Source organism: Rhizobium sp. NZLR10, assembly GCF_019685125.1.
Classification (GTDB): domain Bacteria; phylum Pseudomonadota; class Alphaproteobacteria; order Rhizobiales; family Rhizobiaceae; genus Rhizobium.
In genome coordinates this window covers 32,688-58,012 of record NZ_JABDWE010000008.1, presented here as the reverse complement: position 1 = coordinate 58,012, position 25,325 = coordinate 32,688, and the positions used below count along the sequence as shown (strand labels likewise).

The 25,325-nt window shown below is 61.1% G+C and carries 24 protein-coding genes and 1 tRNA gene; 18 read left to right on the top strand and 7 right to left on the bottom strand.

Annotation, left to right across the window (positions count from 1 at the left end):
• Positions 1-187: 187 nt before the first annotated feature.
• The gene (locus HJB82_RS13870) at positions 188-2,140 is read left to right on the top strand and encodes an acetoacetate--CoA ligase (RefSeq protein ID WP_221116064.1); all 1,953 of its coding nucleotides are present in this window, start codon (positions 188-190) and stop codon (positions 2,138-2,140) included.
• Positions 2,141-2,378: 238 nt separating this feature from the next.
• Here the strand turns inward: HJB82_RS13870 and HJB82_RS13865 are convergent, their stop codons facing one another.
• Positions 2,379-6,257 (bottom strand): PAS domain-containing sensor histidine kinase, encoded by a 3,879-nt coding sequence (locus HJB82_RS13865; protein WP_221140257.1) that lies wholly within the window; start codon positions 6,255-6,257, stop codon positions 2,379-2,381.
• A 214-nt stretch (positions 6,258-6,471) separates the two neighbouring features.
• Here HJB82_RS13865 and HJB82_RS13860 point away from each other — a divergent pair, with 214 nt between their 5' ends.
• From HJB82_RS13860 to HJB82_RS13845, 4 genes are all read left to right on the top strand, one after another.
• Positions 6,472-6,921: a phasin gene (locus HJB82_RS13860; RefSeq protein WP_207582996.1), complete on the top strand. Its 450-nt coding sequence runs from the start codon at positions 6,472-6,474 to the stop codon at positions 6,919-6,921.
• A gap of 130 nt (positions 6,922-7,051) precedes the next feature.
• A tRNA-His gene (locus HJB82_RS13855) sits at positions 7,052-7,128 on the top strand.
• Between the two features lie 96 nt (positions 7,129-7,224).
• Positions 7,225-7,662, top strand: coding sequence for a DUF4174 domain-containing protein (locus HJB82_RS13850; RefSeq protein WP_207582997.1), 438 nt, complete (start codon positions 7,225-7,227; stop codon positions 7,660-7,662).
• 48 nt (positions 7,663-7,710) lie between these two features.
• On the top strand, positions 7,711-7,878 hold the full coding sequence (locus HJB82_RS13845) for a hypothetical protein (protein WP_207582998.1): 168 nt from the start codon (positions 7,711-7,713) through the stop codon (positions 7,876-7,878).
• Here the strand turns inward: HJB82_RS13845 and HJB82_RS13840 are convergent.
• A complete protein-coding gene (locus HJB82_RS13840) occupies positions 7,875-8,756 on the bottom strand; it encodes a LysR family transcriptional regulator (protein ID WP_207582999.1) in 882 nt (293 codons plus the stop codon). The two genes, HJB82_RS13845 and HJB82_RS13840, sit on opposite strands and share 4 nt — an antisense overlap.
• On the bottom strand, positions 8,753-9,067 hold the full coding sequence (locus tag HJB82_RS13835) for a putative quinol monooxygenase (protein WP_207583000.1): 315 nt from the start codon (positions 9,065-9,067) through the stop codon (positions 8,753-8,755). Before HJB82_RS13835 ends, HJB82_RS13840 begins: the two co-directional genes overlap by 4 nt.
• 176 nt (positions 9,068-9,243) lie before the next feature.
• Here HJB82_RS13835 and HJB82_RS13830 point away from each other — a divergent pair, with 176 nt between their 5' ends.
• The 8 genes from HJB82_RS13830 to HJB82_RS13795 all read left to right on the top strand — a co-directional run bounded on the left by HJB82_RS13830 (position 9,244) and on the right by HJB82_RS13795 (position 17,917).
• Positions 9,244-10,740: a CoA-acylating methylmalonate-semialdehyde dehydrogenase gene (locus HJB82_RS13830; RefSeq protein WP_221140255.1), complete on the top strand. Its 1,497-nt coding sequence runs from the start codon at positions 9,244-9,246 to the stop codon at positions 10,738-10,740.
• A gap of 213 nt (positions 10,741-10,953) precedes the next feature.
• Positions 10,954-11,436, top strand: coding sequence for an iron-responsive transcriptional regulator RirA (rirA, locus tag HJB82_RS13825; RefSeq protein WP_207583002.1), 483 nt, complete (start codon positions 10,954-10,956; stop codon positions 11,434-11,436).
• 360 nt (positions 11,437-11,796) lie between these two features.
• Positions 11,797-13,392 carry an ABC transporter substrate-binding protein gene (locus HJB82_RS13820; RefSeq protein WP_221131241.1) on the top strand — a complete coding sequence of 532 codons (1,596 nt, stop codon included), beginning with the start codon at positions 11,797-11,799 and terminating at the stop codon, positions 13,390-13,392.
• Positions 13,393-13,478: 86 nt separating this feature from the next.
• Positions 13,479-14,483 (top strand): ABC transporter permease subunit, encoded by a 1,005-nt coding sequence (locus HJB82_RS13815; protein ID WP_207583004.1) that lies wholly within the window; start codon positions 13,479-13,481, stop codon positions 14,481-14,483.
• 9 nt (positions 14,484-14,492) lie between these two features.
• A complete protein-coding gene (locus tag HJB82_RS13810; protein WP_221140253.1) occupies positions 14,493-15,383 on the top strand; it encodes an ABC transporter permease subunit in 891 nt (296 codons plus the stop codon).
• Entirely contained in the window at positions 15,383-16,399 is a 1,017-nt protein-coding gene (locus HJB82_RS13805; RefSeq protein WP_207583006.1) for an ABC transporter ATP-binding protein, read from the top strand. The genes HJB82_RS13810 and HJB82_RS13805 overlap by 1 nt, the downstream gene beginning before the upstream one ends.
• Complete coding sequence (locus HJB82_RS13800; protein WP_207583007.1) at positions 16,396-17,349, top strand: peptide ABC transporter ATP-binding protein; 954 nt, start codon at positions 16,396-16,398, stop codon at positions 17,347-17,349. Before HJB82_RS13805 ends, HJB82_RS13800 begins: the two co-directional genes overlap by 4 nt.
• A gap of 28 nt (positions 17,350-17,377) precedes the next feature.
• Positions 17,378-17,917 carry a gluconokinase gene (locus HJB82_RS13795; RefSeq protein WP_221140251.1) on the top strand — a complete coding sequence of 180 codons (540 nt, stop codon included), beginning with the start codon at positions 17,378-17,380 and terminating at the stop codon, positions 17,915-17,917.
• On the opposite strand, the gene HJB82_RS13790 is transcribed toward HJB82_RS13795, so the two are convergent.
• The 3 genes from HJB82_RS13790 to HJB82_RS13780 all read right to left on the bottom strand — a co-directional run bounded on the left by HJB82_RS13790 (position 17,907) and on the right by HJB82_RS13780 (position 20,781).
• Positions 17,907-19,154, bottom strand: a complete 1,248-nt coding sequence (locus HJB82_RS13790; protein WP_207583009.1) for an FAD-binding oxidoreductase — start codon at positions 19,152-19,154, stop codon at positions 17,907-17,909. The two genes, HJB82_RS13795 and HJB82_RS13790, sit on opposite strands and share 11 nt — an antisense overlap.
• 74 nt (positions 19,155-19,228) lie before the next feature.
• Entirely contained in the window at positions 19,229-19,732 is a 504-nt protein-coding gene (locus HJB82_RS13785) for an isoprenylcysteine carboxyl methyltransferase family protein (protein WP_221140249.1), read from the bottom strand.
• Entirely contained in the window at positions 19,729-20,781 is a 1,053-nt protein-coding gene (locus tag HJB82_RS13780; RefSeq protein WP_207583011.1) for a type III polyketide synthase, read from the bottom strand. Before HJB82_RS13780 ends, HJB82_RS13785 begins: the two co-directional genes overlap by 4 nt.
• A 169-nt stretch (positions 20,782-20,950) precedes the next feature.
• On the opposite strand from HJB82_RS13780, the gene HJB82_RS13775 reads away from it, so the two are divergent.
• Genes HJB82_RS13775 through HJB82_RS13765 form a run of 3 tightly spaced genes read left to right on the top strand, consistent with a single transcriptional unit; the run spans position 20,951 to position 22,938 of the window.
• The gene (locus HJB82_RS13775; protein WP_207583012.1) at positions 20,951-21,487 is read left to right on the top strand and encodes a tetratricopeptide repeat protein; all 537 of its coding nucleotides are present in this window, start codon (positions 20,951-20,953) and stop codon (positions 21,485-21,487) included.
• A 45-nt stretch (positions 21,488-21,532) separates the two neighbouring features.
• A complete protein-coding gene (locus HJB82_RS13770) occupies positions 21,533-22,138 on the top strand; it encodes an RNA polymerase sigma factor (RefSeq protein WP_221140248.1) in 606 nt (201 codons plus the stop codon).
• Positions 22,135-22,938 (top strand): anti-sigma factor, encoded by an 804-nt coding sequence (locus HJB82_RS13765; protein WP_221140246.1) that lies wholly within the window; start codon positions 22,135-22,137, stop codon positions 22,936-22,938. Before HJB82_RS13770 ends, HJB82_RS13765 begins: the two co-directional genes overlap by 4 nt.
• 41 nt (positions 22,939-22,979) lie before the next feature.
• Here HJB82_RS13765 and HJB82_RS13760 read toward each other — a convergent pair whose 3' ends face one another.
• Entirely contained in the window at positions 22,980-23,765 is a 786-nt protein-coding gene (locus tag HJB82_RS13760) for a glycosyltransferase family 2 protein (protein WP_221140244.1), read from the bottom strand.
• A 250-nt stretch (positions 23,766-24,015) separates the two neighbouring features.
• On the opposite strand from HJB82_RS13760, the gene rfbA reads away from it, so the two are divergent.
• Both rfbA and HJB82_RS13750 read left to right on the top strand, forming a co-directional pair.
• Positions 24,016-24,927: a glucose-1-phosphate thymidylyltransferase RfbA gene (gene rfbA, locus HJB82_RS13755; RefSeq protein WP_207583016.1), complete on the top strand. Its 912-nt coding sequence runs from the start codon at positions 24,016-24,018 to the stop codon at positions 24,925-24,927.
• Positions 24,928-24,950: 23 nt separating this feature from the next.
• On the top strand, positions 24,951-25,325 hold the full coding sequence (locus tag HJB82_RS13750; RefSeq protein ID WP_221140242.1) for an FdtA/QdtA family cupin domain-containing protein: 375 nt from the start codon (positions 24,951-24,953) through the stop codon (positions 25,323-25,325).

Genomic DNA, 25,325 nt, shown 5'->3' with positions numbered 1-25,325 from the left:
TATAGGAAATATCAGGCATATGCAAATGCCCTACAGCGCCGCGCGTCTTTTCAGACGTGCAAAGGACGCTGTTGCACTTTGAGGCGACGCATCGTTCTTCTGCATGCATAGGCTGGGATCGCGTTGGTTCCGCACTTTATAATGCAATGCAGCATGATATAAGACGGCATTGGGGAGGAGGAATTGAATGCAGGATAATAGACCACTTTGGGTGCCCTCGGAGGATGCCGTTGCAAGAAGCCCGATCCATGCCTTCATGGAGCGCTGCAACGCCGATTTCGGGCTTTCGCTTTCCGGCTTTGAGGATCTGCATGCCTGGTCGGTGGCCGAGCGGGAGAATTTCTGGTCGACCGTCTGGGATTTCTGCGGCGTCAAGGGCGAACGCGGCGCAGAGGTGCTGGCCAATGGCGACCGCATGCTGGAGGCCCGCTTCTTTCCCAATGCGACGCTGAACTTCGCCGAGAACCTGCTGGCCGGCCGCGGCGAGGGCGACGCCATCGTCTTCCGCGGCGAAGACAAGGCCGAGGACCGCTGGTCGTGGGATCGGCTGCGCGCGCTGGTCTCGAAGCTGCAGCAGGCCTTTGCAGCACTTGGTATCGATAAAGGCGATCGCATCGCCGCGATGATGCCGAACATGCCGGAGACCGTCGCCGCCATGCTTGCCGCCGCCTCGATCGGCGCCATCTGGTCGTCGTGCTCTCCTGATTTCGGCGAGCAGGGTGTGCTCGACCGCTTCGGCCAGATCGGCCCCAGGCTGTTCATCGCCTGCGATGCCTATTGGTATTCCGGCAAGCTGCAGGACGTCGGCGCCAAGGTCGCCACGGTCGCCAAAAGCTTGGGCGTGCCCACGGTCGTCGTCCACTATGCCGGTGATGCCGAGGCGGTGACCCTCAAAACGCCCGGTGCCTCGACGCTGGAAGCCTTTGTCGCGCCCTATGAGGCAAGGGAGGTCGAGTTCACGCCGCTTGCCTTTTCCCATCCGCTCTACATCCTGTTTTCCTCAGGCACCACAGGCGTGCCGAAATGCATCGTGCATTCGGCCGGCGGCACGCTGTTGCAGCACCTCAAGGAGCAGCGGCTGCACTGCGGCCTGGAGGCCGGCGAGAAGCTTTTCTACTTCACCACCTGCGGCTGGATGATGTGGAACTGGCTGGTCAGCGGCCTTGCCAGCGGCGCCACGCTCTGCCTGTTCGACGGCTCGCCGTTTTCGCCCGATGGCAACGTGCTGTTCGACTATGCCGAGGCCGAAAAATTCGTCATCTTCGGCACCTCGGCGAAATATATCGATGCGGTGCGCAAAAGCGGGCTGACGCCGCGCAAAAGCCACGACCTCTCCAGCCTGCGGCTGATGACCTCCACCGGTTCGCCGCTGTCGCCTGAGGGATTCACCTTCGTCTACGAGGGCATCAAGGAGGATGTGCAGCTTGCCTCGATCTCCGGCGGCACCGATATCGTCTCCTGCTTCGTGCTCGGCAATCCGCTGCAGCCGGTCTGGCGCGGCGAGATCCAGGGGGCCGGCCTCGGCCTTGCGGTCGATGTCTGGAACGATGATGGCAGACCGGTACGCGGCGAGAAGGGGGAGCTCGTCTGCACCAAAGCCTTCCCGTCGATGCCGGTGATGTTCTGGAACGACCCCGACGGCGCCAAGTATCGCGCCGCCTATTTCGAGCGGTTCGACAATGTCTGGTGCCACGGTGATTTTGCCGAATGGACGGAGCATGGCGGCCTGATCATCCATGGCCGTTCGGATGCGACGCTCAATCCCGGCGGCGTGCGCATCGGCACCGCCGAGATCTACAATCAGGTTGAGCAGATGGACGAGGTGGCCGAGGCGCTCTGCATCGGCCAGGAGTGGGACGACGATGTGCGCGTCATCCTCTTCGTTCGCCTTGCCCCCGGCGTGGCGCTGACCGAGGATCTGGTCAAGGCGATCAAGACGCGTATTCGCACCGGAGCCTCGCCGCGGCACGTGCCGGCGAAGATCATCGCGGTCGCCGATATTCCCCGCACCAAATCCGGCAAGATCGTCGAGCTTGCGGTGCGCGAGGTCGTCCACAACAGGCCGGTGAAAAACCAGGAAGCGCTCGCCAATCCCGAGGCGTTGCAGCTCTTCGCGGGGTTGGAGGAACTCAAGGATTGATTGCGGATCGGAAGTTACAAGCTTTTGTCACTTATCCATGCACTGTCATGGACACCTTTCGTTAAGAAAGGTTTGTCAAATCTAAAAGCCAACTTGGGGGCCGTAAATGAACGAGGCGGCCTGGAGCCTTCCGGCTTTCGATGATGGTGATCGACTGAGCTCTTGTTGAACAGCACCAAATTCAAAGGCAGCCCTCGGCTGCCTTTTCTTTATGCCAAGCGCTTCCTATTTATCGCGATCAACCTGCCAGCACGCGCTGCGACGGAAAGGTGATTTCGACGAGCGTGCCCTCGTTCGGCGCCGAATTGATCGAGAACACCGCCCGGTTGGCATCGACCATCGCCTTGGTCAGCGGCAGGCCGAGCCCGGTGCCGTCTCCGCGATGGCGCGATTGGGTCGAGGAAACCTGCCGGAACGGCTTCATCGCCTGGTCGAGCTCGCTGCGCGTCATGCCGATGCCGGTATCGCGGACCCTGAGCACGACGCTGCCATTGGCCTCATAGGATGTGGAAACGACGATCTGCCCGCCTGATGGAGTGAAGCGGATGGCGTTCGACAGGATGTTGAGCGCGATCTGCTTAATCGAGCGCAGATCCGCCACGACCTCTGGCACCGCATGCGACAGCGCCGTGCGGATGATGACACGCTGGCCGTTTGCCTGCGGCTGGACCAGCGCCACGGCCTCGGCGACCGCCTCGTTGAGGCCGACGGCGGCAAAATCGAGATCCATCTCGCCCGCCTCGATCTTCGAAATGTCGAGCAGGTCATTGACGATATCGAGAACGTGCCGGCCGGAACGGCCGATGTCGTTGGCATATTCGATATAGCGCGGATGGCCGATCGGCCCGAAGCGCTCGCCGGCCATCATGTCGGAAAAGCCGATGATGGCGTTGAGCGGCGTGCGAATCTCGTGGCTGACGCGGGCAAGGAAATCGGTCTTGTGGGCGTTGGCGGTTTCGGCCGCACCCTTGGCGTTGCGCAGCTCGTCCTCGGTGCGCTTCCACTGGGTGATGTCGCGGATGACGGCGCAATAGCCGTTGGAGGAGGTGAGCTGGCCCATCGTCATGAACAACGGCACGAAGCCGCCGGCGGCCTCGCGGCCGATCACTTCGCGCCCGTCGTTCAACACACTAGCGACGCCATGGCCGGAAAGGCCATGGAGATAGTCGAGCACTGCCTTCTGGCTCTCATGGGCAAACAGCATAACGAAGGGTTTGCCGCGCGTCTCCTGCTCATCGTAATTGAAGAGCGCGCTCGCCGACCGGTTCATCGAGCGGATATCGCCCTCCGTGCCGATGACGACGACGCCGTCGGTCGCCGTTTCCAGGATCGAGCGCAGTTCCTCTACCTCGACCTGAAGCTTGGCCACCTTTTCGACCATCCGCTCGGGACGCGCTTCGGACCGGGCTTCGGATCGGCCCTCGGAGCGATTTGTCTCGCTGCGGCTATCATCCTTGCCTTCCACCGGCATCAGCGCCAGCATCAGGGCATTGGCGTCTTCCCAGCGCACCGATTGCAGCCGCGCTGTCACCGGAACCAGGCTGTCGTCGGCCTTGACCAGCATCATTGTGCCGGAGCCTGCGGCCTTTTCCTCGAGTTCGCGGCGCTGCAGCAGGGCTTCGATGCCGCCAACCTCGCGCAATGCGTCGAGCGTCGCATAGCCGGTCAGCCGCATGAATTCCGGATTGGCATGGATCAGCGCATCGCCGACATGGATGAGCACGGCAACCGGCAGCTGGTCGACCGTTCCCAGCGAAAGCCCGTCGGTCATCTTGATGCGCGGCGGGATGAAGCTCGTCAGGACCTCGATCTGGCTGACCGTCTCCTCCAGCCCTTCCGTCGCCTCGTCCTCGGTTAAGACTTCAGGCTCCTCGGCGGCGCCGTCGTCGTCGCCCGCCGCGTCGTCGGCATTCTCGAAAATCGCTTCCTGCGGCGCGATCTCCTCGAGCGACGACACTTCCGTCTCGTTGGCAACGGGTGTTTCGGCCGCGAGGTCTTCCGATTCGGGAGCCTCTTCGAAGCTGGCCGTTTCCGTCACGGGTTCGATCGGTGCCGGCGCAGCAGCTTCATCCTTGCTGGCGCCGAAGGCCTCGAGACGCTTGGCGATCTCGCGGAAATTGGCCTGCTCGGCGGCCGTCAGTCCGGCGCTGCTGTTATGAAGCTGAACGATCTTGTCGGAGAAACGGCGATTGGGCGTTTCCGAAATGCGAAGCGCCGGCGGCTCGTCCGATGTTTCCGCTTCCGGTTCGGCGGCGGAGATATCACGGGCATCGGCACTATCGCCTGCTGCTTGCGAAACACTTTCCTGGAAAACCGGCTCGCCAGATGCCTGCTCGCCTGACTCCTGCTCAATGGACGCCTGCTCGGTGGCAATCTCTTCCGGCGCGGGCTCAGTCTCCGTCTCCGGCTCGGTTGCCGCAAACGCCTGGTCCTCGACCTCATCCGTCAGGACCGGTTCGATTACGGCCTCTTCCTGCACTGCCGGCACTGCGTGTTCCACCTCGGCAATGGTCTCGGACACCGGGCCGAGGCTTGCCGCATCATGGCCGATACCGTCTGGGCCGAGCGTCAGGCCGAGTGCCAGCGGATCTTCCTGCGCATCGGAAAGCCGGACGACGCCGAAGCCGCGGAAACCGTCGAAGTCGCGGTTGCGGGTATAGGTCGGCAGCGCCGCCAGATCGACCGGAACAACGAGGCTGGTGCCTTCGACCGGCCAGAGGATCGTTTTGCCTGACCATGTGTCGCGGCGGGCGAGCGCCTCTGCAAGCTTGCCATCGGGATCGAGATTGAAGAGGGCGGCGACATCGCCGAAGGCAGAACCGATAATGTCGGATGCATGCGGACCGACGGCATCGGCAAATTCGTGGCTGACCTCGTTGAAACGGCCCTCTGCATCGATCTTCCAGACGAAGCGCGTGGCGCGGCTGTTCGGCCTGAAAACGAAGCCGGGTTCAGCTGCAAGCTCGGGGACGGGGGAGGGGGCCACAGGCATTGCAATGACGGGCTCTTCGTGAACCGCTTCCGGCCCCTCTCCGACAGGCGCTTCGATGTCTTCGACAGGCGCTTCCGCCGTTGCCGCTGTTTCCACCGTCTCCGTGACGGAGGCCAGGTCGTCCTCGATGATGGAGGCAGGCTCGTTGGCTTCATCCGCGCTGCTGTCGATCACGCCGCCGTCGCACTCCGGCTCCGCATGCCCGGCGAGATCGGTCTCCTCAACCACCTCGTCTGCGGATGCCGCTGCGGTCTCTGCCGGCAGATCATTTTCACCGGTGATTTCCTCGAGCGTTTCCTCGACTTCCTCAATCCCCGACACCGCCTCGATGATTTCGGTAAAGCCTGCGGCGGCAACCGGCTCGTCACGGAGCTGTTCGGCCGGTGACACGCTATCTTCCTGCGCCGGCGCATCGATCGGTTCGGGCGCCGCGGGTGTGTCGATTGGGTCGAGATGGCCGATCGCGGTCTCCACCGCAAAGAGCAGATTGAGCGCCGGCTCGTCGCTGAGCTTGCCGACTGCTGCCGGAAGATTGCCTCTGCCTGTGGCGACGGGTCGCTTCACCAGCCGGTCGGGATGCGCGCCGGCAAGGTTAATCAAGGTCTTTGCCGTCTGCTCGGAAATCCCGAGCGAGGCAAAACCTGGCGAGGCGGCGATGACGTCGCCGTTGGCGCCGATCACCGCCATATGCGTGTCGGGATCATCAAGCCCCTGCAGCATCTGGGCCGCCGAGGCGCTGGCTGCGAGCGGCTTTGCCGAGACCGGCACCGAAAACAGCATGGCCTTTTCGCCTGAGGAAAGCCGGATTAGTTCGGCCGCCGCCTGCACCTGCACGCGCTGGAAGCCCTTGGCAACGCGGATCATCAGGCTTCTGGAGTCACCGATATCGGCAAGTTGGCGCGCGGCCGTTTCCAGCTGGCGGAAGGTAATGTCGGTGCGGTCGACGCCCTGGTCGAGCAGATCATAGACGGCCGAATGGCCGAATAGTTCGGCGCCGGCACCGTTCGCCCAGAGCAGGCGGGCAAGATCGGCCGAAAACAGCACCATCGCCTCGCCGCGTGAAAATCGTTCCCGCACCCGCGCATGCACGGCGATATCGATGAACGGATATTGGACTGCGGGCATGATCAAACCTTGTCGCTGTCGGCCTTCTTAAATTAACGGCTTATTAATAACTGCGGGGCGCATGCGGGTCCAGAAGAGGAGGGGGTTTTCGGCCGGCAAGGTTAACGTCTTGTGCATTGCACAATAAATGTTGCAATGCACAATGGAATGTCTTATATAAGCATCATCCCAACTATTGCAGGCAGCGACTGCCTCAGCCCAAAGGATGCGACCCATGGCTACCATAAAGACCGACGACGTTTTTTCAATCGCTTCTTTCGACCCGTCCAAGTTCTCGGAATCCTTCCGTGAATTCGCCGAAAAGGGCGCTCAGCAGTCGAAGGACGCCTATGCCAAGCTGAAGACCGCTGGCGAAGAAGCCGGCAAGACGCTCGAAGCCACCGTACAGACCGCGCAGGCCGGCACCGTCGAGATCGGCCTGAAGGCGATCGACGTTCTGCGGATCAATGCCGAGAACTCGCTGTCGCACATGGAAGCGCTGCTCGGCGTCAAGTCCGTCGCAGAATTCTTCGAGCTGCAGACCTCGTTCATCCGCAAGCAGGCCGAGCTCACCGTCGAGCAGGCGAAGTCGATGCAGGAAACCACCAAGCAGGTGGCCGAAAAGCTGGCAAAGCCCTCCAAGGAAGCGGCCGAAAAGGCCATGGCTTCTTTCAAGGTTGCCTGATCGGTCTTGACCGGTCGAAGACAAAAGGCTGGACCCCGCGTCCAGCCTTTTTCTATATTGACGAGGAATGGGGCTTGAATTCATCGCCAAGTCCTCGTATGTGACCCCCGTCGCGCCAAGCGCGATTTATGCGGTTGTAGCTCAGTTGGTTAGAGCGCAGGTTTGTGGCACCTGAGGTCGGAGGTTCGAGACCCCCCAACCGTACCATCTCCCCCACACGATCAGAACGAAAACCCAGTTCCCGCCGTTTCGATGGAACCCATCCCATCTCGCGCCGTTCTCCAAGTTAACGGGAGAATATGCATGTCGAAAACCCTTCTCTACGGCGCGACCAAAATCGACGAGACCAACAGCGCTTATGCGCCGGTCGAAAGCCTTGCTGCCTTCCAGTGGAAGAACCGCGTCTTCGTTGTTTTCGCCGACAAGGGCAATGCCCGCGCCGCCCGCCAGGAAAACCAGTTGTTGGCCGACCGCTCAGCCCTCGACGAGCGGGATCTGGTGGTGCTCAAGATATCCGGCGCGGGTGTCCGGCCGCTCTTCGGTGACGCGGATGGTCTTGAAGGCGAAGCGATCCGCCGCGATTTCGAGGTGGCGGAGATCGGGGAATTCGCCGCCTTCCTTGTCGGCAAGGACGGCACCGTGAAGCTCAAGCTCAGCGAGCCGATCACCGCCGGCGAGCTTTTCGCCATCATCGACAGCATGCCGATGCGCGCTGCCGAATCGCTGAAGCCGGACAGATAACCCGGCCGAACGTCAGCTTAATCGAACATTATGAAAAGGGAGGCGGTCATGTCCGTGCCCAACGAACCCATTCCTGATCAGCCGCCGATGCCGGCACCCGGCTGGAAGCCGATGCCGCCGATCACCGAGCCCGAGCCGGACAGGCTTCCCGACGAGGCACCCGTTCCCAATCCCGATGAGAACGACGAGCCGGCAAAGCACGTTGGCGGTCTTTAAAGAAAGATCTGCCGTTCGGCGCTGACCAGTTCCTGCAGGAAGTCGACGACGCTCCTGACGCGTACGAGGTCGCGCGCCGTTTCGTGATAGGTCGTCCAATAGGCGCGCCGGATCGAAACGTCCGGCAGGATGCGCTGCAGCTCCGGATACTGCCGGGCAATATAATCGTGCAGGATGCCGATGCCGGCGCCGGATCGCACCGCCTCCGTCTGCCCGATCGCCGTCGAGATTTCGAAGCTCGCATCCCAGCTTCGCATCACCTCGCCGGAGAAATTCAGCGAGGCGGTGAAGATCAGATCTTCGACGTAACCGATGCGCGGATGCGCCTTCAGCGCGTCGATATCACCGGGCGTGCCCCTGGAGGCGAGATAGTCGCGCGAGGCATAGAGGCCGAGCGTGTAGTCGGTGAGCTTGGAGGAGACGAGCCGCCCCTGTTCGGGCCGTTCCAGCGTTATCGCGATATCGGCCTCGCGCTGAGACAGCGAAAAGGAGCGCGGCACCGGTACAAGCTGGATCTTCAGCGCCGGATGGCGCTCGATCAGCCGGCCCATGCGCGGCGCAAGAAAGGAAACACCGAACCCATCCGGCGCGCCGACGCGCACCGTCCCGGCGATCGCCGTATCGGTGTGGCCGAGCTTGGCCTGCGCAGCGAGCATTTCCGTTTCCATCCGCTCTGCCGATGCCAGGAACACTTCGCCTTCGGCCGTCAACTCGCAGCCATTGGTGCGACGGATGAAAAGCCGGGTCTTCAGCGCCTCTTCCAGCGACGTCAGTCGACGCGAGAGCGTGGCGTGGTTGAGCCCCAGCCGCTTGGAGGCGGCAAGGATCTGCCCGGTGCGGGCGACCGCGAGGAAAATCCGGACATCGTCCCAGTTCATGGCTTGGCCCGCATTGCGATCGGATCGACCTCGATCAGCGTCAGCGATGTCACCATGCCGGCCGTCGCGGTCTTGTATTTGAGGAAATGCGGTGTTTGCAGATGGGCCTCGTAGGCCTGCTGGTCGGCATAGACCTCGAGAATTCGGATCCGGTTTGGATTGTCCCTGATGGAAACAGCGCTGAGCGAAATTACGCCGTCTTCCAGCGCGACGGAGGCCTCGATTTCTTCGGTGAGCAATACGCGGTAGGCTTCCAGCATGTCCGGATCGATCTCCAGCTCTGCCATTCTGACGACAGGTTCCCGGCGCATCGGTTTTGTCCTCCCCTCGGGTTTGACTTGTCCGCACACCGTTCCAAGTTCGGAGCAGCAGCGTCGCACATAACGGCAGAGCTATAATATACGCACAACGGTTACTTATATCAGCGCATTGATTTGTGCAAATTGAAGTGCGATTGTGGGTCATCCAAAAACAGGAGGAACATCCCATGCATGAGATCGGTCATTTCATCGGCGGCAAGCAGGTTGCCGGCACCAGCGGCCGCGTCAGCAATGTCTACAATCCGGCAACGGGCGAAGTGCAGGCGACGGTCGCACTCGCAAGCGCCGAGGAATTGCGCGCCGCCGTCGAAAACGCCAAGGCTGCGCAGCCGAAATGGGCCGCCACCAATCCGCAGCGCCGCGCCCGCGTCTTCTTCAAGTTCGTCGAACTCCTGAACAAACACATGGACGAGCTTGCCGAAATGCTCTCCAGGGAGCACGGCAAAACGATCGAGGATGCCAAGGGCGACGTCATCCGCGGCCTCGAAGTCTGCGAATTCGTCTGCGGCATTCCGCATCTCTCCAAGGGTGAGTTCACCGAGGGTGCCGGGCCGGCGATCGACATGTATTCGATCCGCCAGCCGGTCGGCATCGGCGCCGGCATCACCCCCTTCAATTTCCCCGGCATGATCCCGATGTGGATGTTTGCGCCGGCGATTGCCTGCGGCAACGCCTTCATCCTGAAGCCCTCCGAGCGTGATCCTTCCCTGCCGATCCGTCTTGCCGAACTGATGATCGAGGCCGGCCTGCCGGCCGGCATCCTCAATGTCGTCAATGGCGACAAGGGTGCCGTCGATGCGATCCTCAGCGATCCGGATATCGGCGCCGTCTCCTTCGTCGGCTCGACGCCGATTGCCCGCTACGTCTACGGCACTGCGGCGATGAACGGCAAGCGCGCCCAGTGCTTCGGCGGCGCCAAGAACCACATGATCATCATGCCGGACGCCGATATGGATCAGGCGGTCAACGCGCTGATGGGCGCAGGCTACGGCTCGGCCGGCGAGCGCTGCATGGCGATCTCGGTTGCCGTTCCGGTCGGCGAGGACACCGCCAACCGCCTCGTCGAAAAGCTGATCCCGAAGATCGAATCGCTGCGCATCGGCCCCTACACCGACGACCAGGCCGACTTGGGCCCGCTCGTCACCAAGGACGCTTATAACCGTGTTCGCGGCCTTATCGACCGCGGCGTCGAGGAAGGCGCAAAGCTCCTCGTCGACGGCCGCGATTTCAAGCTCCAGGGTTATGAAGACGGCTATTTCGTCGGCGGCTGCCTATTCGATCACGTCACGCCCGAGATGGACATTTACAAGACCGAGATTTTTGGACCGGTTCTCTCCGTCGTTCGCGCCCAGAACTACGAGGAGGCGCTGTCGCTGCCGATGAAGCACGAATACGGCAACGGCGTCGCGATCTACACCCGTGACGGCGATGCCGCCCGCGATTTCGCCTCGCGCATCAATATCGGCATGATCGGTATCAACGTTCCGATCCCGGTTCCGCTCGCCTATCACTCCTTCGGCGGCTGGAAGGCCTCGAGCTTCGGCGACCTCAACCAGCACGGCACGGATTCGATCAAGTTCTGGACAAAGACCAAGACCGTCACCGCCCGCTGGCCCTCCGGCATCAAGAGCGGCGCCGAATTCGTCATGCCGACGATGAAGTGACCTTACCGATAGATCGATCTGCAATTCGGGGGCCTTTTTGGCCCCCGTTTTGTTCGATCTGTTGGGATTGAAAGTTGGCACCCCAATCCGGAGCAGGATTCGACGTCGCGGCAAATGGCCTCATAAGCTGAATGCAAATTTCATATTTTGGAATTGTTCAAAACTACCAAACCGCCTATATAGGTCCCAACAGGCACGAGTCAGGAGATCGGCATGCGGTTGACGAAGCAGACCAACTATGCGGTTCGCATGTTGATGTATTGTGCTGCCAATGACGGGCACCTAAGCCGGATTCCAGAAATCGCCAGGGCTTACGGCGTTTCCGAACTGTTTCTTTTCAAGATCCTCCAGCCGCTGAACAAGGCGGGCCTGGTCGAAACCGTGCGCGGTCGCAATGGCGGCGTGCGCCTGGGCAAGCCGGCGGCCGACATTACGCTCTTCGACGTCGTTCGGGTGACGGAAGACAGTTTCGCCATGGCCGAATGCTTCGAGGATGACGGTGTTGTCGAATGCCCGCTGGTCGACAGCTGCGGCCTGAATTCGGCGCTGCGCAAGGCGCTCAATGCCTTCTTCGCCGTGCTTTCGGAATATTCCATCGATGACCTCGTCAAGGCGCGTCCGCAGATCAATTTCCTGCTCGGAATTACCGGCGAGCGGCCATATCGCAAACCTGCGATCATTGCACCCGCCGCCTGAATTTAAAGAGCAGGACAGAGTTGTGAAACCGCGGTTGCCCCGGCAATCGCGGTTTTTCATTTGGTGCGTCGCACCGGCTCGCAAGAGATAAACATCCCTCGCGTGGCGAGCGAATCCGATCGATCGCGACACGCTTAAGAGGCGCAATTATCCAAAATACGACGAAATTTGGGACATTTTTATCCGAATATTTCCGAATGAGGCTGATTTTAGACGGAAAATTTCTAAAATTGTCCAACTGGAAAAATTTTCTCCGTAGCCCGTTGCTTTCAGTAGATAAATGTCGTTCCATCGACCGTCGACCGGGATGCCAATCTGCGGTCTCCAGACATCAAAAAAGAACAACCGGGAAACAATATTATGAAAAAGATCTCTGTCATGCTGGCAGCGACGGCCCTGATTTCGGTCATGGCGACGTCGGCCTGGTCCAAGACCCTTGTTTATTGCTCCGAGGGCTCGCCGGAAGGCTTCGACCCGAGCCTCTATACGGCAGGCACGACCTTCGACGCGTCGTCGCGCACGGTCTATAGCCGCCTCGTCGAATTCAAGCATGGCGGTACAGAGATCGAGCCCGGCCTGGCTGACAGCTGGAGCGTTTCGGCCGACGGCACGCAATACACCTTCAAGCTTCATCCCGGCGTCAAGTACCAGACCACCGACTTCTTCACGCCGACCCGCGATTTCAACGCCGACGACGTCGTGTTCTCCTTCGAGCGCCAGCTGAAATCCGACAATCCGTGGAACAAGTATGTCGAAGGCGGTTCCTACGAATACGCAGCCGGCATGGGCTTCCCGGATCTGATCAAGTCCGTCGAGAAGGTCGATGACCTCACCGTCAAGTTCACGCTCAACCATCCCGAGGCGCCGTTCCTCGCCGATCTTGCCATGGACTTCGCCTCGATCGTTTCCAAAGAATATGCCGACAAGCTCGCAGCCGACGGCAAGATGGCGCAGCTCAACCAGCAGCCGCTCGGCACGGGTCCGTTCACCTTCGTCGCCTACCAGCCGGATGCCGTCATCCGCTACAAGGCCAACGAAACCTATTTTAAGGGCAAGGAAAAGATCGACGATCTGGTTTTCGCCATCACCTCCGACGCGGCTGTCCGCGCCCAGAAGCTGAAGGCCGGCGAATGCCAGCTGATCCCCTATCCGAATGCAGCCGACGTTCCCGAACTGAAGAAGGATGACAAACTGACGGTGATGGAACAGGCCGGTCTCAATGTCGGCTTCCTCGCCTACAACACGCAGATGGCCCCGTTCGACAAGCCGGAAGTTCGCCGCGCGCTGAACATGGCGATCAACAAGCAGGCGATCATCGATGCCGTCTTCCAGGGTGCCGCGGCCGTTGCCAAGAACCCGATCCCGCCGACGATGTGGTCCTATAACGACGCTGTTCAGGACGACAAGTATGATCCGGACGCTGCCAAGAAGGCTCTTGCCGATGCCGGCGTCAAGGATCTCAGCATGAAGATCTGGGCGATGCCGGTTTCGCGTCCCTACATGCTGAATGCGCGCCGTGCCGCTGAACTGATGCAGGCTGATTTCGCCAAGGCCGGCGTCAAGGTCGAGATCGTCACCCATGAATGGGCCGAATATCTGAAACTCTCCTCCGACGTGAAGCGCGACGGCGCCGTCATCCTCGGCTGGACCGGCGACAACGGCGACCCGGATAACTTCATGGATACGCTGCTTGGCTGCGACGCCGTCGGCGGCAACAACCGCGCTCAGTGGTGCAACAAGGAATACGACGACCTGATGACCAAGGCCAAGCTGACCGCCGATGTCGGCGAGCGCACCAAGGCCTATGAGCAGGCGCAGCTGATCTTCAAGAAGGAAGCTCCCTGGGCGACCCTCGATCACTCGCTCGTCTTCGTTCCGATGAGCAAGAAGGTCTCCGGCTTCTTCATGGATCCGCTCGGCATTCACCGCTTCGACGGCGTCGACGTTTCCGAATAACCAGAATAATGTAAGAATGCCCGGCAGAGCTGGGCGCAGCCGGCGGTCAGGATCTCCTGACCGCCGGAAACTATTGGACATCTGCCATGTTGCGTTTTTTCATCGGCCGCCTTGCGGTGCTGATCCCGACATTCCTCGGCGTTTCCCTCATTGCCTTCTCCTTCATCCGCATGCTTCCCGGCGACCCCGTCATGCTTCTGTCGGGTGAGCGCGTCATGGCGCCGGAGCGTCATGCCCAGATCATGCATGATCTCGGCTTCGACCGGCCTGTGTATGTGCAGTATTTCGATTATCTCGGAAAACTGCTGCATGGCGATCTCGGCACCTCGATCGTCACCAAGCGGCCCGTTCTCGGTGAATTCCTGACGCTGTTTCCGGCGACGCTGGAACTTTCGCTCTGCGCCATCATCCTCGCCGTCTGTCTTGGCGTGCCCGCCGGTATCTTTGCCGCCGTGAAGCGAGGCACGTGGTTCGATCAGAGTGTGATGGGTGTTGCCCTGATCGGCTATTCCATGCCGATTTTCTGGTGGGGTCTGCTGCTCATCATCTTCTTCTCCGGCTATCTCGGCTGGACGCCCGTTTCCGGCCGCATTTCGCTGATGTATTTCTTCAAGCCGGTCACCGGCTTCATGCTTGTCGACAGCCTGCTGTCAGGCCAGAAAGGGGCGTTTTCCTCCGCCGTCAGCTACCTCATTCTGCCGACCATCGTGCTGGCGACCATTCCGCTTGCCGTCATCGCCCGCCAGACGCGCTCGGCGATGCTCGAGGTTCTGGGTGAGGACTATGTCCGCACCGCGCGTTCGAAGGGACTGAAGCCGCTGCGCGTCGTCGGCGTGCACGCGCTGCGCAATGCGATGATCCCGGTCATCACCACCATCGGTCTGCAGATCGGCGTTCTCCTTGCTGGCGCCATCCTCACCGAAACGATCTTCTCCTGGCCGGGCATCGGCAAATGGATGGTCGATTCCGTCTTCAAGCGCGATTACGCCGTGGTCCAAGGCGGCCTTCTTTTGATCGCCGGCGTTATCATGATGGTCAATCTGATTGTTGATGTCCTCTACGGCTTCATCAATCCGCGCATTCGTCATTAGGAGCGGTTCATGAGCACCGTCACCGTTAAAACCGGCCAGCCATCCGCTCTCGCGGAATTCTGGCACTATTTCTCCCGCAATAAGGGCGCCGTCATCGGCCTCGTGGTTTTTACCATCATCCTGGTCGTCGCCGTCCTCGCGCCGCTGTTTGCACCACATGAGCCGAATGAGCAGAACCGTCAGGTGCTGCTGGCCGTGCCATCCTGGATGGAGGGCGGCAGCATCTCCTTCCCGCTCGGAACGGATGCCGTCGGCCGCGATATTTTGTCGCGACTGATCTACGGCGCGCGCTTCTCGCTCTTCATCGGCGTCGTCGTCGTCACGCTTTCGGTCATTTCAGGCGTGCTGATCGGCCTCGTCGCCGGATATTTCCGCGGCAAGGTCGATACGGCGATCATGCGCCTGATGGATATCATCCTGGCCTTCCCGTCGCTGCTGCTTGCTCTCGTGCTGGTCGCCGTGCTGGGGCCTGGACTTACCAATGCGATGATCGCGATTTCGCTGGTCAACCAGCCGCATTTCGTGCGGCTGACGCGCGCCTCGGTCATATCGGAGCGCGAGAAGGAATATGTGATCGCCTCGCGTGTTGCCGGTGCCGGCACCTTCCGATTGATGTTCAAGACCATCCTGCCGAACTGTCTCGGGCCGCTGATCGTCCAGGCGACGCTCGCCTTCTCGGCGGCGATCCTTGATGCCGCCGCCCTCGGCTTTCTCGGCATGGGCGCCCAGCCGCCGACACCCGAATGGGGCACGATGCTGGCCGAATCCCGCGAGTTCATCTCGCGCGCCTGGTGGGTGGTAACATTCCCGGGTCTTGCCATCCTCATCACCGTTCTCGCCATCAATCTGATGGGTGACGGCCTGCGCGATGCGCTTGACCCCAAGCTGAAGAGGTCGTGATGCCGCTCCTCGAGATTGAAAATCTGACCGTCGAATTCCAGACGTCGTCCGGTCTCTTCCGCGCCGTCGACCGCGTATCGCTTGCCTGCGACAAGGGCGAGATCCTGTCGGTCGTTGGTGAATCCGGCTCGGGCAAATCTGTCGCCATGCTGGCGCTGATGGGGCTTCTGCCCTGGACGGCGAAGATTACCGCCGACCGCATGCAGTTCGACGGCCAGGATCTGCGCGGTATTTCCGGCCGCCAGCGCCGCAGGATCGTCGGCAAGGACATGGCGATGATCTTCCAGGAGCCGATGTCGAGCCTCAATCCGTGCTTCACGGTCGGATTCCAGCTTGGCGAGACCCTGCGCGTTCACATGGGCCTCAACCGCAAGGAGCGCCGCGAACGCTCGATCGAACTCCTGAACCTGGTCGGAATTCCGGCGCCGGAAGACCGGCTGTCGAACTTCCCGCATCAGATGTCGGGCGGCATGAGCCAGCGCGTCATGATCGCCATGGCACTCGCCTGCAATCCGAAGCTTCTGATCGCCGACGAGCCGACAACCGCGCTCGACGTGACGATCCAGGCGCAGATCCTCGATCTGCTCGTGCGTCTGCAGAAAGAGCAGGGCATGGCGCTGGTGCTGATCACCCACGACATGGGTGTCGTTGCCGAAACCGCCGAGCGTGTGCAGGTGCAATATGCCGGCCAGAAGGTCGAGGAACAGCCGGTCAAGGCGCTGTTCCGCGATCCGCATCATCCGTATACCGCAGCCCTGCTCGCCGCCCTGCCGGAACGCGCAGAAGTCGGCCAGCGTCTTCCCTCGATCGCCGGTGTCGTTCCCGGTCAGCACGGCCGCCCGACCGGCTGTCTTTTCGCGCCGCGCTGCGGCTACGCCACGGTCGAATGTGACCGCGGTGTCGTCCGTCAGGGGCCGGAGCTTGGGCTGGCGCTGTGCAATTATCCTTTGAAGGACGGCAAGCCGCTCGGGCATCCCGGCATCATGGCCGTTGAAACTGCAGGAGATCTCGTATGACGGGCGCTGTTCTCGAGGGCAGGGATCTCGCCCGCTTCTACACCGTCAATCGCGGGCTCTTCAAAGCCGATGCCACCGTCAGGGCGCTGAACGGCGTCAGCTTCAGCCTCCATTCCGGCAAGACGCTAGCCGTCGTCGGCGAATCCGGCTGTGGCAAGTCGACGCTCGCTCGCCTGGTCACCATGATCGAGAACCCGACGTCGGGCGAATTGCTGATTGACGGCAAGCCCGCCCATGTCGGCGACCGCAGCCTGCGCAGCCAGGTTCAAATCGTCTTCCAGAATCCTTACGGCTCGCTCAATCCGCGCCAGAAGGTTGGCTCGATCCTCGAAGAGCCGCTGAAGATCAACACCGATCTCAACGCCGCCGCGCGCCGCCGCAAGGTGGAGGAGATGATGGCCCGCGTCGGCTTGCGTCCCGAGCATCACGGCCGCTATCCCCATATGTTCTCCGGCGGCCAGCGCCAACGCATCGCCATTGCCCGCGCTTTGATGCTACGGCCGAAGGTGCTGGTGCTCGACGAACCGGTATCGGCGCTTGACCTCTCGATCCAGGCGCAGGTGCTGAACCTGCTGATGGATCTGCAGAAGGAGATGGGACTTGCCTATCTCTTTATCTCGCATGGCCTCTCCGTCGTCCATCACATCGCCGACGAGGTGATGGTGATGTATCTCGGCCGGCCGGTGGAAACCGGTCCCGCCGCCGAGGTCTTCGCCAGGCCGCGCCATCCCTATACGGCAGCCTTGCTATCGGCGACACCGATCGCCGACCCCGACCGCGCCAAGAACCGCATCCGCCTGCAGGGCGAACTGCCTTCGCCGCTGAAACCTCCGTCGGGCTGCCATTTCAATCCACGCTGCTGGAAGGCGCAGGATTATTGCCGCCAGGTCTCGCCTGAACTAAGCGGCGAGGGTGCACAACAATATGCCTGTCACTTCCCGCTCGATTGAGTGGGAAAGTCAAGTTTTAGGAGGAAACATGCCGGGTGAGCAGACGAGCGGGCCCCATGCAATCATCGTCATGGGGGTCAGCGGCTGCGGCAAATCCTCCGTCGGCGAAAAGCTCGCGGGAGCCTTGCACCTGGCCTTCGTCGAAGGCGATGCGCTGCATCCCGCCGCCAATGTCGAGAAGATGTCGAAGGGCATTCCGCTGACCGATGAGGACCGGATGCCCTGGCTCGACCGCATCGGCGAAGACATGAAGGCCTCGCTTGAGAAAGGCGAGGGCATCATCGTCTCCTGCTCGGCGCTGAAACGCATCTATCGCGACAGGCTGCGAGCTGCTGCCGGCGACAATCTTTTTTTCGTCTACCTCGAAGGCTCCAGGCAATTGCTGACGAAACGGATGGGCGAGCGCAAGGGCCATTTCATGCCGGTGTCGCTGCTCGAAAGCCAGCTGGCGACGCTTGAAGCGCCGACCGGCGAGCATGGCGTCGTCACCGTCGATATCGACGACACGATCGACGGCATCTCGGCCACGGCCCTCGAAGGTCTTGCAGCCCTCGGTATCACGGCTTGAAGCGCTGCGGCGAATAGGCGGCAATATCAATGAACGGCGCCTCGCCGGTAATGAGTTCGGCAAGCACGCGGCCGGTCACCGGTCCGAGCGTCAGCCCGTGATGGGCATGGCCGAAGGCGAACCACAGTCCCTGATGGCGCGGCGCCTTGCCGATGATCGGCATCATATCCGGCGTGCAGGGGCGGGCACCCATCCAGGGTTCGGGATCAAGCCTCTCTCCGAGCGGGAAAATCGTGCGGGCCACGGCCTCGGCCCGGTCGAGCTGGACCGGCGTCTTTGGCGCATCGAGCGTTGCGAACTCCGCGCCCGTCGTCAGACGGATGCCGCGGCGCATCGGCGCCATGAGATAGCCGCGTTCGGCATCGAGCATCCAGTTGTTGAGAACGGCATTGCCCTTGGTGGCATAATGCATGTGATAGCCGCGTTTGACGCCGAGCGGCAAGGAATAGCCGAGCCGGCGCGTCGCAACCGCCGCCCAGGGACCAAGCGCCAGAACTGCATCGTCGGCTTCGAGGGGGCCTTCCGCAGTCATGATCTTCCAGCCGGAGCCGAACTGGCCGAGCGAGGCGGCGTCGCCTTTGACGAACCGGCCGCCGAGGCTTTCGAAATAGCGGCGATAGGCCGATGTCAGCGCATGCGGGTCGAGCACCGACCAGGGGTCGCGCCAGTGGATGCCGCCGGCGAAATCGCCTGTTATATCCGGTTCCATGCGGGCGATATCGGCCGAGGTCAGGCTGTCATATTCCACCCCGAATTCATTCTGCCAAAGTGCGGCCTCCGCCAGGGCCTGGTCACGCTTGGCCTCAGTCCGGAAGATCTTCATCCAGCCGTCCTTGCGGATCAGCGCTTCGGCCTGCGCCGCCTCGACCAGATCCTTATGTTCGGCAATTGAATTTTCGATCAGCGGCGCATAGGCCCGGGTGATGACCGCGTGGCGCCGCGCATTGGAATTCCACCAGTAGCGGGCGAGAAAGCCGACCTGGCTCGGCAGCGTGCGCAGGTGATAATGCGCGTCGGTGCGGTTATTCAGTGCATAACGCAGCAGAAGCCCGAGCTGCTGGGGAAAGCCGTAAGGCATGACGCCTTCGCGCTGGATCAGGCCGGCATTGCCGAAGGAGGTCTCGCTGCCCGGATCCTTGCGGTCGATCAGCGTCACCTGCCGGCCGCGCCGCTGAAGATGGATGGCCGCCGACACCCCGACGATGCCGGCGCCGAGCACGATTGCGTTCTTCGTCATTTCCCCTGCATTCCGCTTTGTTTATCGGGTGAAAATGCCCGTGCGGATACCGCCGCGCAAACGAAAAATCGCATTCATTTCAAAATCATTGCGCTTTTCAGTGCGGCATTTTCAGCCTTCACGCGGATATAGAGGACAAGGGCGTTGAGAAGCGAAAAGCCGATCGCGTAAAACGGCAGTCCGAAGGCCAGCGGAAGGGCGGCGATCTCGCCGACGACGATCGCGTAGTTCGGATGCTGAAAGAAGCGATAGGGTCCCGATGTTATGAGCGGCGCGCCGGGCAGGACGATAATGCGCGTCGTCCAGCGGCCCTTCAGCGTTGCCAGCACCCAGAGCCGCAGCGCCTGCAGCGCCAGGAACACGGCAAACCAGAAGGGCTCGACCGGCCTGCCTGAAGCAAGCAGCCAGAGCCCGATAATCCAGGCTGTATGCAGCGCCACCATGACGGGATAGTGCTCCGCCGCGACCTCTCTGGCGCCCTTGGCGAGCAGGGCGGCGGTGTTGCGCCGGGCGAGCGCGAGCTCCGCCAGCCGCTGCAGCGTCACGAAGGTAAGCAGCGCGATCGACGGCCACATCATGCCGTCCTCCTGAGCGTCACGCAGCTGGCCGAAAAGCCTGGGCCCATGGCAATCATCGCCGCGCGCGCCGGCAACCCGGCACGGATCGCCCGTTCCAGCACGAACAGGATGGTCGGCGACGACATGTTGCCGTAGTCGGCAAGCACCGCACGCTCGTGATCGAGCGAGCCGGGCGCCAGCGAAAGCGCGCTCTCCATCGCTGCCAGCACTTTCGTTCCGCCGGGATGGCATATGAAGCGGTCGATATCTGCCGGTTTCAGCCCGTTTCGCGCCAGAATGGCGCTCACCGCCGGACCAAGCTCGCGCTCGGCAAAGGGTGGCAGCGATTGCGCCAGCACGATGCCGAAGCCACCGTCGTCGATCTTCCAGCCCATGATGTCGAGCGTATCGGGGAAGAGGTGTTCGCCGGTCGATTCCACTTCCGCCATCCCGCCTCCGCCCGACCGCAGCACGCAGGCGGCAGCGCCGTCGCCGAACAGCGCTGTCGCGATGATGTTCGGCCGGGTCAGTTCGTCCAGCCGGAAGGCAAGCGTGCAAAGCTCGATCGAGACGAACAGCACGACGGCGCCCGGCCGGCTCCGCGCCTGCCGCGAGGCGATCGCAAAGCCCGACACGCCGGCAGCACAGCCGAGCCCGAAGACCGGCACGCGCTCGATATCGGCCCTGAAGCCCATCCGGCGGGCCATCTGCGCGTCGAGGCTCGGCGTCGTAAAACCGGTGGAGGAGACCGTAACCACACAGTCGACATCCCTGGCCGTCAGCCCGGCCCGATGCAGTGCCGAGCTGGCGGCCTCAACGAAGAGCCCGCCCGCCACCTCCGCATAGGCCTCCATCCGATCCTGCCAGCCATGCGGTTCGTCGAACCAGGCAAGCGGACGTGCCGCATGGCGCTTCTGAATACCGGCGCTGTCGAAGACGCGGGCAAGATGGCGAAAATCCTCGAAACGGTCGGCAAACAGCCGGCCGGAGGCTTCGACCGCCTCTTTCTGGAAAATGACATGTTCGGGTGCGGCGACGGCGAGGCTGACGAGTTTTACGGTATCGGTCACTAAATTCTCCTTGTCGTTCCCGGCGTAACGCTGAGAACACGCGGTTTCGACGAATTATTCGGCCTCGGTGGCTTCACGAAGCCGTGATGGAGAAAATAGAGAGGCTGCCGAATAAAGCTCGGGGCAGCGGTGTTTTCTCCTCGCAACGTCACTTTCGAGGAGTTTTCCCATGACGATCATGACAGTCCGTACTGCTTCCCTCATTCTCGGCGGCTGCCTTGCCGCTTCCGTTTTCTCCGGCCCGGTCTTTGCAGCCGGCAATGACAGCAGCACGATGCCAACCTGCAAGAAGGGTGAGATCTACGACCAGAAGACCAAGAAATGCGTCAAGCAGCAGAGCGCCAACGTCTCGGACGAGAACCGCACCGACTACGCCTATTCGCTGGCCAAGACTGGCCGCTATGAGGAGGCGCTTGCCATGCTCGACACGGTCAAGGACCAGAACACGGCCGAGGTGCTGAACTATCGCGGTTATGCCACCCGCAAGCTCGGCCGCACCGACGAGGGCATCTCCTACTACCTCAAGTCGGTGAAGATGGACCCGCAATACGCCAAGGTCCGCGAATATCTCGGCGAAGCTTATGTCATCAAGGGTCAGCTCGACCTCGCCAAGGATCAGTTGAGCACCATCAAGGCGATCTGCGGCACCGCTTGTGAGGAATATCAGGATCTGAACGCCGCCATCATCGACCCGTCGAAGATCTGATTGGCAGGCACCGGCGGGAAACGGAACAGAGAAAGGCATGTGAGAATGTCTGTCGCGCCTACCTCATTTCCTGCCTATAGTCGCGCGAGAATGGAATCGCCGGTTCGTCCGGCGGTTCCAAAAAATGCAGGATCGGCGGAGGCGGCCATCGCCAGCGAAGCGGATATCAGGAGCGGCCTGACGGAAAATCTGGCAAGGCTCTGGCGTTATGGTCTTGTTCTCTCGCATCAGCGTGATGTCGCCGACGACCTGGTGCAGGCGACCTGTGTTCGCGCGCTGGAACGCGCCGATCAGTTCGTCCCCGGCACCCGTCTCGACCGCTGGCTGTTTTCGATCCTCCATTCGATCTGGCTGAACGAGATCCGTTCCCGCAGGGTGCGCCAGGGCCAGGGTTTCGTCGATGCCCGGGAGACGCTGACCTTCGACGGCGCACATGCCACCGAAACGCAGGTGATGGCCGGTCAGGTGCTGAAACGGGTCAATGCCCTGCCCGAAGCACAGAGGACGGTGGTTTTCCTCGCCTATGTCGAAGGGCTTTCCTATCGCGAGGTGGCAAGCATATTGGATGTTCCGATCGGAACCGTGATGAGCCGGCTGGCGGCTGCCCGCGCCAAGCTCTCCGGCGATGGCCTGGAAGGGGGACGGCAATGAACACGAAGCAAATCATTCCCTCAGACGAGGAGCTGACCGCCTTCATCGACGGCGAATTGACGGCCGAAGAGGCCGCGCGCATCGAGACCATGGTGAATGAAGACGAGAGCGTCGCCGAGCGGCTGGAATTCCTGGCGCGCGCCAGCCTGCCCTTCGAGCAGGCCTTTGCCCCGCTGCTCGCCGAAGCCCCGCGCCAGAAACTGCAGACGATGCTCGCGGCCATCCTGGCGCGTAAGAGCACAAAATCAATCTCTGCACCTACATTCGCCACCCGTCGCCACTTCCTCGGCGCGCTTGCCGCCTCGCTGATTGCCGGCATCGCCATCGACCGCGCTTTCATCGGCATCGGCAAAGGCTTTTCGGCAAGGGACGAAAACAGCGAATGGCGCGCCGTGGTCGCCGACTATATCTCCCTCTATACGCCGGAAACGTTGGCCGGCGCCGTTCCCGCCAGAGACGTCCAGACCGCCCAACTCGGATCCCTCGACGAAAAGCTCGGCCTGTCGCTGTCTCCCGAAGCCGTCTCGCTTCCGGGCATCGACTTCAAACGCGCTTTGCTGCTGCAATATGACGGCAAACCGCTCGCCCAGATCGCCTATCTCGACCCGGAAACCGGCCCGATGGCACTCTGCATCGTCAGATCAGATGCAGGCCCCAAGGCGCCGGACCTCGAAAACCGCAAGGGCATGAATGTCGTCTACTGGTCGAACGAAACGCACGCCTTCATGCTGATCGGACATGCGGCGGCGGATCGGATGACGGCGATTGCGGAGGGGGTGCGGGGGAGGGTTACGGTCTGACCGCGATTGGCCCGGCCTGAAATTGGACGTGATAAGCCCTGCTATCGATTTCGTGTGAGGAACTGGCCGAGGCGGTTCACTAGCTTCGATGCCCAGAACATTGGAGTCGAGACCCTTAGGCCGTGGTCAGCAAGGGCACGCAGCACTTCCTTGTTCTGACGCGATATGTTTTGGACGTTTTTGTTTGTGGCGCCCCCCAAGCGCATCCTGACCAACACGCGCGGGATATAAATGGTTTTGATGCGCGCGACTTCCAGATATCGCATCATCAGCTCGACGTCGGCTGCCAGCCGATAGCGCAGATCGAACGTTCCAAGCCGGTCATAGATGTGACGTCGAACATAGAATGTCGGATGCGGCGGACACCAGCCGCGTCCAAAAGAACCGGGTTCAAACGGACAGGATTTCCAATAACGGAGTGTGCGATCGGTATGCTGGTTGGAAACATAGATGAGATCGCCATAGCAGCCGTCATAGGCTTCATCGTCCAGCGCGGCTGCCACGGTTTCGAGGCAGTCGCTGCTCTCGAAAGTGTCGTCCGCATTCAAGAACCCAATGATGTCGCCGCTCGCAAGGCCAATCCCCTTGTTCATGGCCTCATAGATACCTCCGTCGGGTCCCGAAAGTACGCGGCGATTTTGCGCCGGCGCTGAAGCGATGATGGCGAGCGTGGAATCGCTTGAGCCACCGTCGACGATGATGTGCTCGAAATTGCGGTAGGTTTGAGCGTCGATGGACCGCAACGTATCGGCAATGGTCTGCTCGACGTTCCAGCAAACAGTGATGAGGCTTATCCGGGGGGGTAGATCGGCGATGTCTGCAGCCATTTTGACGGGTGTCTTGCTCACATTATAAGAGGCGAAATCTAGGCAACCCGTAGCAGACGGAAAGGCGGCGTCGCAATCCGGTACCGCACATTATCCTCGATCAAAGCCGGATTGATGCGCGATTGGGCCACTTCCCGTCTCGGTAAGTGCATTGCATGCAGATCAATCTATCTGTAGTGAGCAGTGTCGAACAGCGATCGTCATCACGACAGGCTCGTGGATGCGGATTTACCAGGTTGCAGGAGGTCTCTTGTCTTCGAAGAAAAAGCTGCGCAAGGGCATCTTGCTCGCCGGTGGCTCGGGCACCCGGCTCCATCCCGCGACCCTCGCTATTTCGAAGCAACTTCTTCCGGTTTTTGACAAACCGATGATCTACTATCCCCTATCAACGCTGATGCTTGCAGGTATCCGGGATATCCTGATTATCTCTACGCCGCAGGACACGCCGCGTTTTGAACAGTTGCTGGGTGACGGCGCCCAATGGGGATTGAATCTTCAATATGCCGTGCAGGCCGCGCCGGAAGGCATTCCGCAGGCATTCTCGATCGGCAGGGAATTCATCGGGCGAGAGGCAACCGCCCTCGTGCTTGGAGACAATATTTTTTACGGCAACCTCCTGACGCATGATTTATCCGCGGCTTCCGAGAAATCGGACGAAGCGACGATCTTCGCGTATAAAGTCCACGATCCCGACCGGTATGGGGTAGTGGAATTTGACGGTCAGGGCAAAGTCCTCACCCTGGAGGAAAAGCCGTCCAGACCCCGCTCATCTTATGCGGTGACGGGTTTATATTTCTACGACAATGACGTGGTCGACATTGCTGCCGGCTTGAAACCCTCGCCGCGCGGTGAAACCGAAATTACCGATATCAATCGGCATTATTTGTCGGCCGGCAGGCTGAATGTTGCCGTCCTGGGAAGGGGGCATGCCTGGCTTGATACGGGCACGCATGATTCACTCCTTGAAGCCAGTCAGTTCATTGCCACCATCGAGCGGCGCCAGGGGCTGAAGATAGCCTGCCCCGAAGAAATCGCCTTTCATTTGGAATACATAGATGCCGAGCAGTTGCTAAGGCTGGCAGCTCCACTTGAAAAGAGCTCTTACGGTCGATACCTCATCAGCCTGGTGAGGGAACCAGCTCCGCATTTCCCAACCGGCTGAACCGGCAAAACTGGAAACCAATCTTGTCTGCTTTTACCCTGCTTACGTTAAAGACGATGTCCGACGGACGAGGCGCGCTGACCGTCATGGACGGAATACTGCCATTTCCGGTCGTCCGGAGCTTCTGGATCTATGGAGCCGACGGATATACACGCGGCGGCCATCGTCATCACCAGACTCGGCAGGCGTTGGTCGCGCTTTCGGGAAGCGTGATGGTTTTGATGGACGATGGAAAAGCCCGGGAAGAGATCACCTTGTCGTCACCGGACCAGTGCCTGTTGGTAGAGCCAAGGGACTGGCACGAAATGACGTTCGGTTCCGGTTCGATCCTGCTCGTTTTTGCCTCTCGCGGATATGATAAGGACGACTACATCGACACCCCCTATGAGCGGCTCTGA

What these genes read in the sequence shown, in the direction of transcription:
- HJB82_RS13795 (WP_221140251.1), top strand. Translation starts at nt 17,378, where the DNA reads ATGCCGGGTGAGCAGACGAGCGGGCCCCATGCAATCATCGTCATGGGG.
- HJB82_RS13815 (WP_207583004.1), top strand. Translation starts at nt 13,479, where the DNA reads ATGTTGCGTTTTTTCATCGGCCGCCTTGCGGTGCTGATCCCGACATTC.
- rirA (WP_207583002.1), top strand. Translation starts at nt 10,954, where the DNA reads ATGCGGTTGACGAAGCAGACCAACTATGCGGTTCGCATGTTGATGTAT.
- HJB82_RS13800 (WP_207583007.1), top strand. Translation starts at nt 16,396, where the DNA reads ATGACGGGCGCTGTTCTCGAGGGCAGGGATCTCGCCCGCTTCTACACC.
- HJB82_RS13870 (WP_221116064.1), top strand. Translation starts at nt 188, where the DNA reads ATGCAGGATAATAGACCACTTTGGGTGCCCTCGGAGGATGCCGTTGCA.
- HJB82_RS13820 (WP_221131241.1), top strand. Translation starts at nt 11,797, where the DNA reads ATGAAAAAGATCTCTGTCATGCTGGCAGCGACGGCCCTGATTTCGGTC.
- HJB82_RS13840 (WP_207582999.1), bottom strand. Translation starts at nt 8,756, where the DNA reads ATGAACTGGGACGATGTCCGGATTTTCCTCGCGGTCGCCCGCACCGGG.
- HJB82_RS13775 (WP_207583012.1), top strand. Translation starts at nt 20,951, where the DNA reads ATGACGATCATGACAGTCCGTACTGCTTCCCTCATTCTCGGCGGCTGC.
- HJB82_RS13830 (WP_221140255.1), top strand. Translation starts at nt 9,244, where the DNA reads ATGCATGAGATCGGTCATTTCATCGGCGGCAAGCAGGTTGCCGGCACC.
- HJB82_RS13835 (WP_207583000.1), bottom strand. Translation starts at nt 9,067, where the DNA reads ATGCGCCGGGAACCTGTCGTCAGAATGGCAGAGCTGGAGATCGATCCG.
- HJB82_RS13785 (WP_221140249.1), bottom strand. Translation starts at nt 19,732, where the DNA reads ATGATGTGGCCGTCGATCGCGCTGCTTACCTTCGTGACGCTGCAGCGG.
- HJB82_RS13790 (WP_207583009.1), bottom strand. Translation starts at nt 19,154, where the DNA reads ATGACGAAGAACGCAATCGTGCTCGGCGCCGGCATCGTCGGGGTGTCG.
- HJB82_RS13860 (WP_207582996.1), top strand. Translation starts at nt 6,472, where the DNA reads ATGGCTACCATAAAGACCGACGACGTTTTTTCAATCGCTTCTTTCGAC.
- HJB82_RS13810 (WP_221140253.1), top strand. Translation starts at nt 14,493, where the DNA reads ATGAGCACCGTCACCGTTAAAACCGGCCAGCCATCCGCTCTCGCGGAA.
- HJB82_RS13760 (WP_221140244.1), bottom strand. Translation starts at nt 23,765, where the DNA reads ATGGCTGCAGACATCGCCGATCTACCCCCCCGGATAAGCCTCATCACT.
- HJB82_RS13770 (WP_221140248.1), top strand. Translation starts at nt 21,533, where the DNA reads ATGTCTGTCGCGCCTACCTCATTTCCTGCCTATAGTCGCGCGAGAATG.
- HJB82_RS13845 (WP_207582998.1), top strand. Translation starts at nt 7,711, where the DNA reads ATGTCCGTGCCCAACGAACCCATTCCTGATCAGCCGCCGATGCCGGCA.
- HJB82_RS13805 (WP_207583006.1), top strand. Translation starts at nt 15,383, where the DNA reads ATGCCGCTCCTCGAGATTGAAAATCTGACCGTCGAATTCCAGACGTCG.
- HJB82_RS13850 (WP_207582997.1), top strand. Translation starts at nt 7,225, where the DNA reads ATGTCGAAAACCCTTCTCTACGGCGCGACCAAAATCGACGAGACCAAC.
- HJB82_RS13865 (WP_221140257.1), bottom strand. Translation starts at nt 6,257, where the DNA reads ATGCCCGCAGTCCAATATCCGTTCATCGATATCGCCGTGCATGCGCGG.
- HJB82_RS13765 (WP_221140246.1), top strand. Translation starts at nt 22,135, where the DNA reads ATGAACACGAAGCAAATCATTCCCTCAGACGAGGAGCTGACCGCCTTC.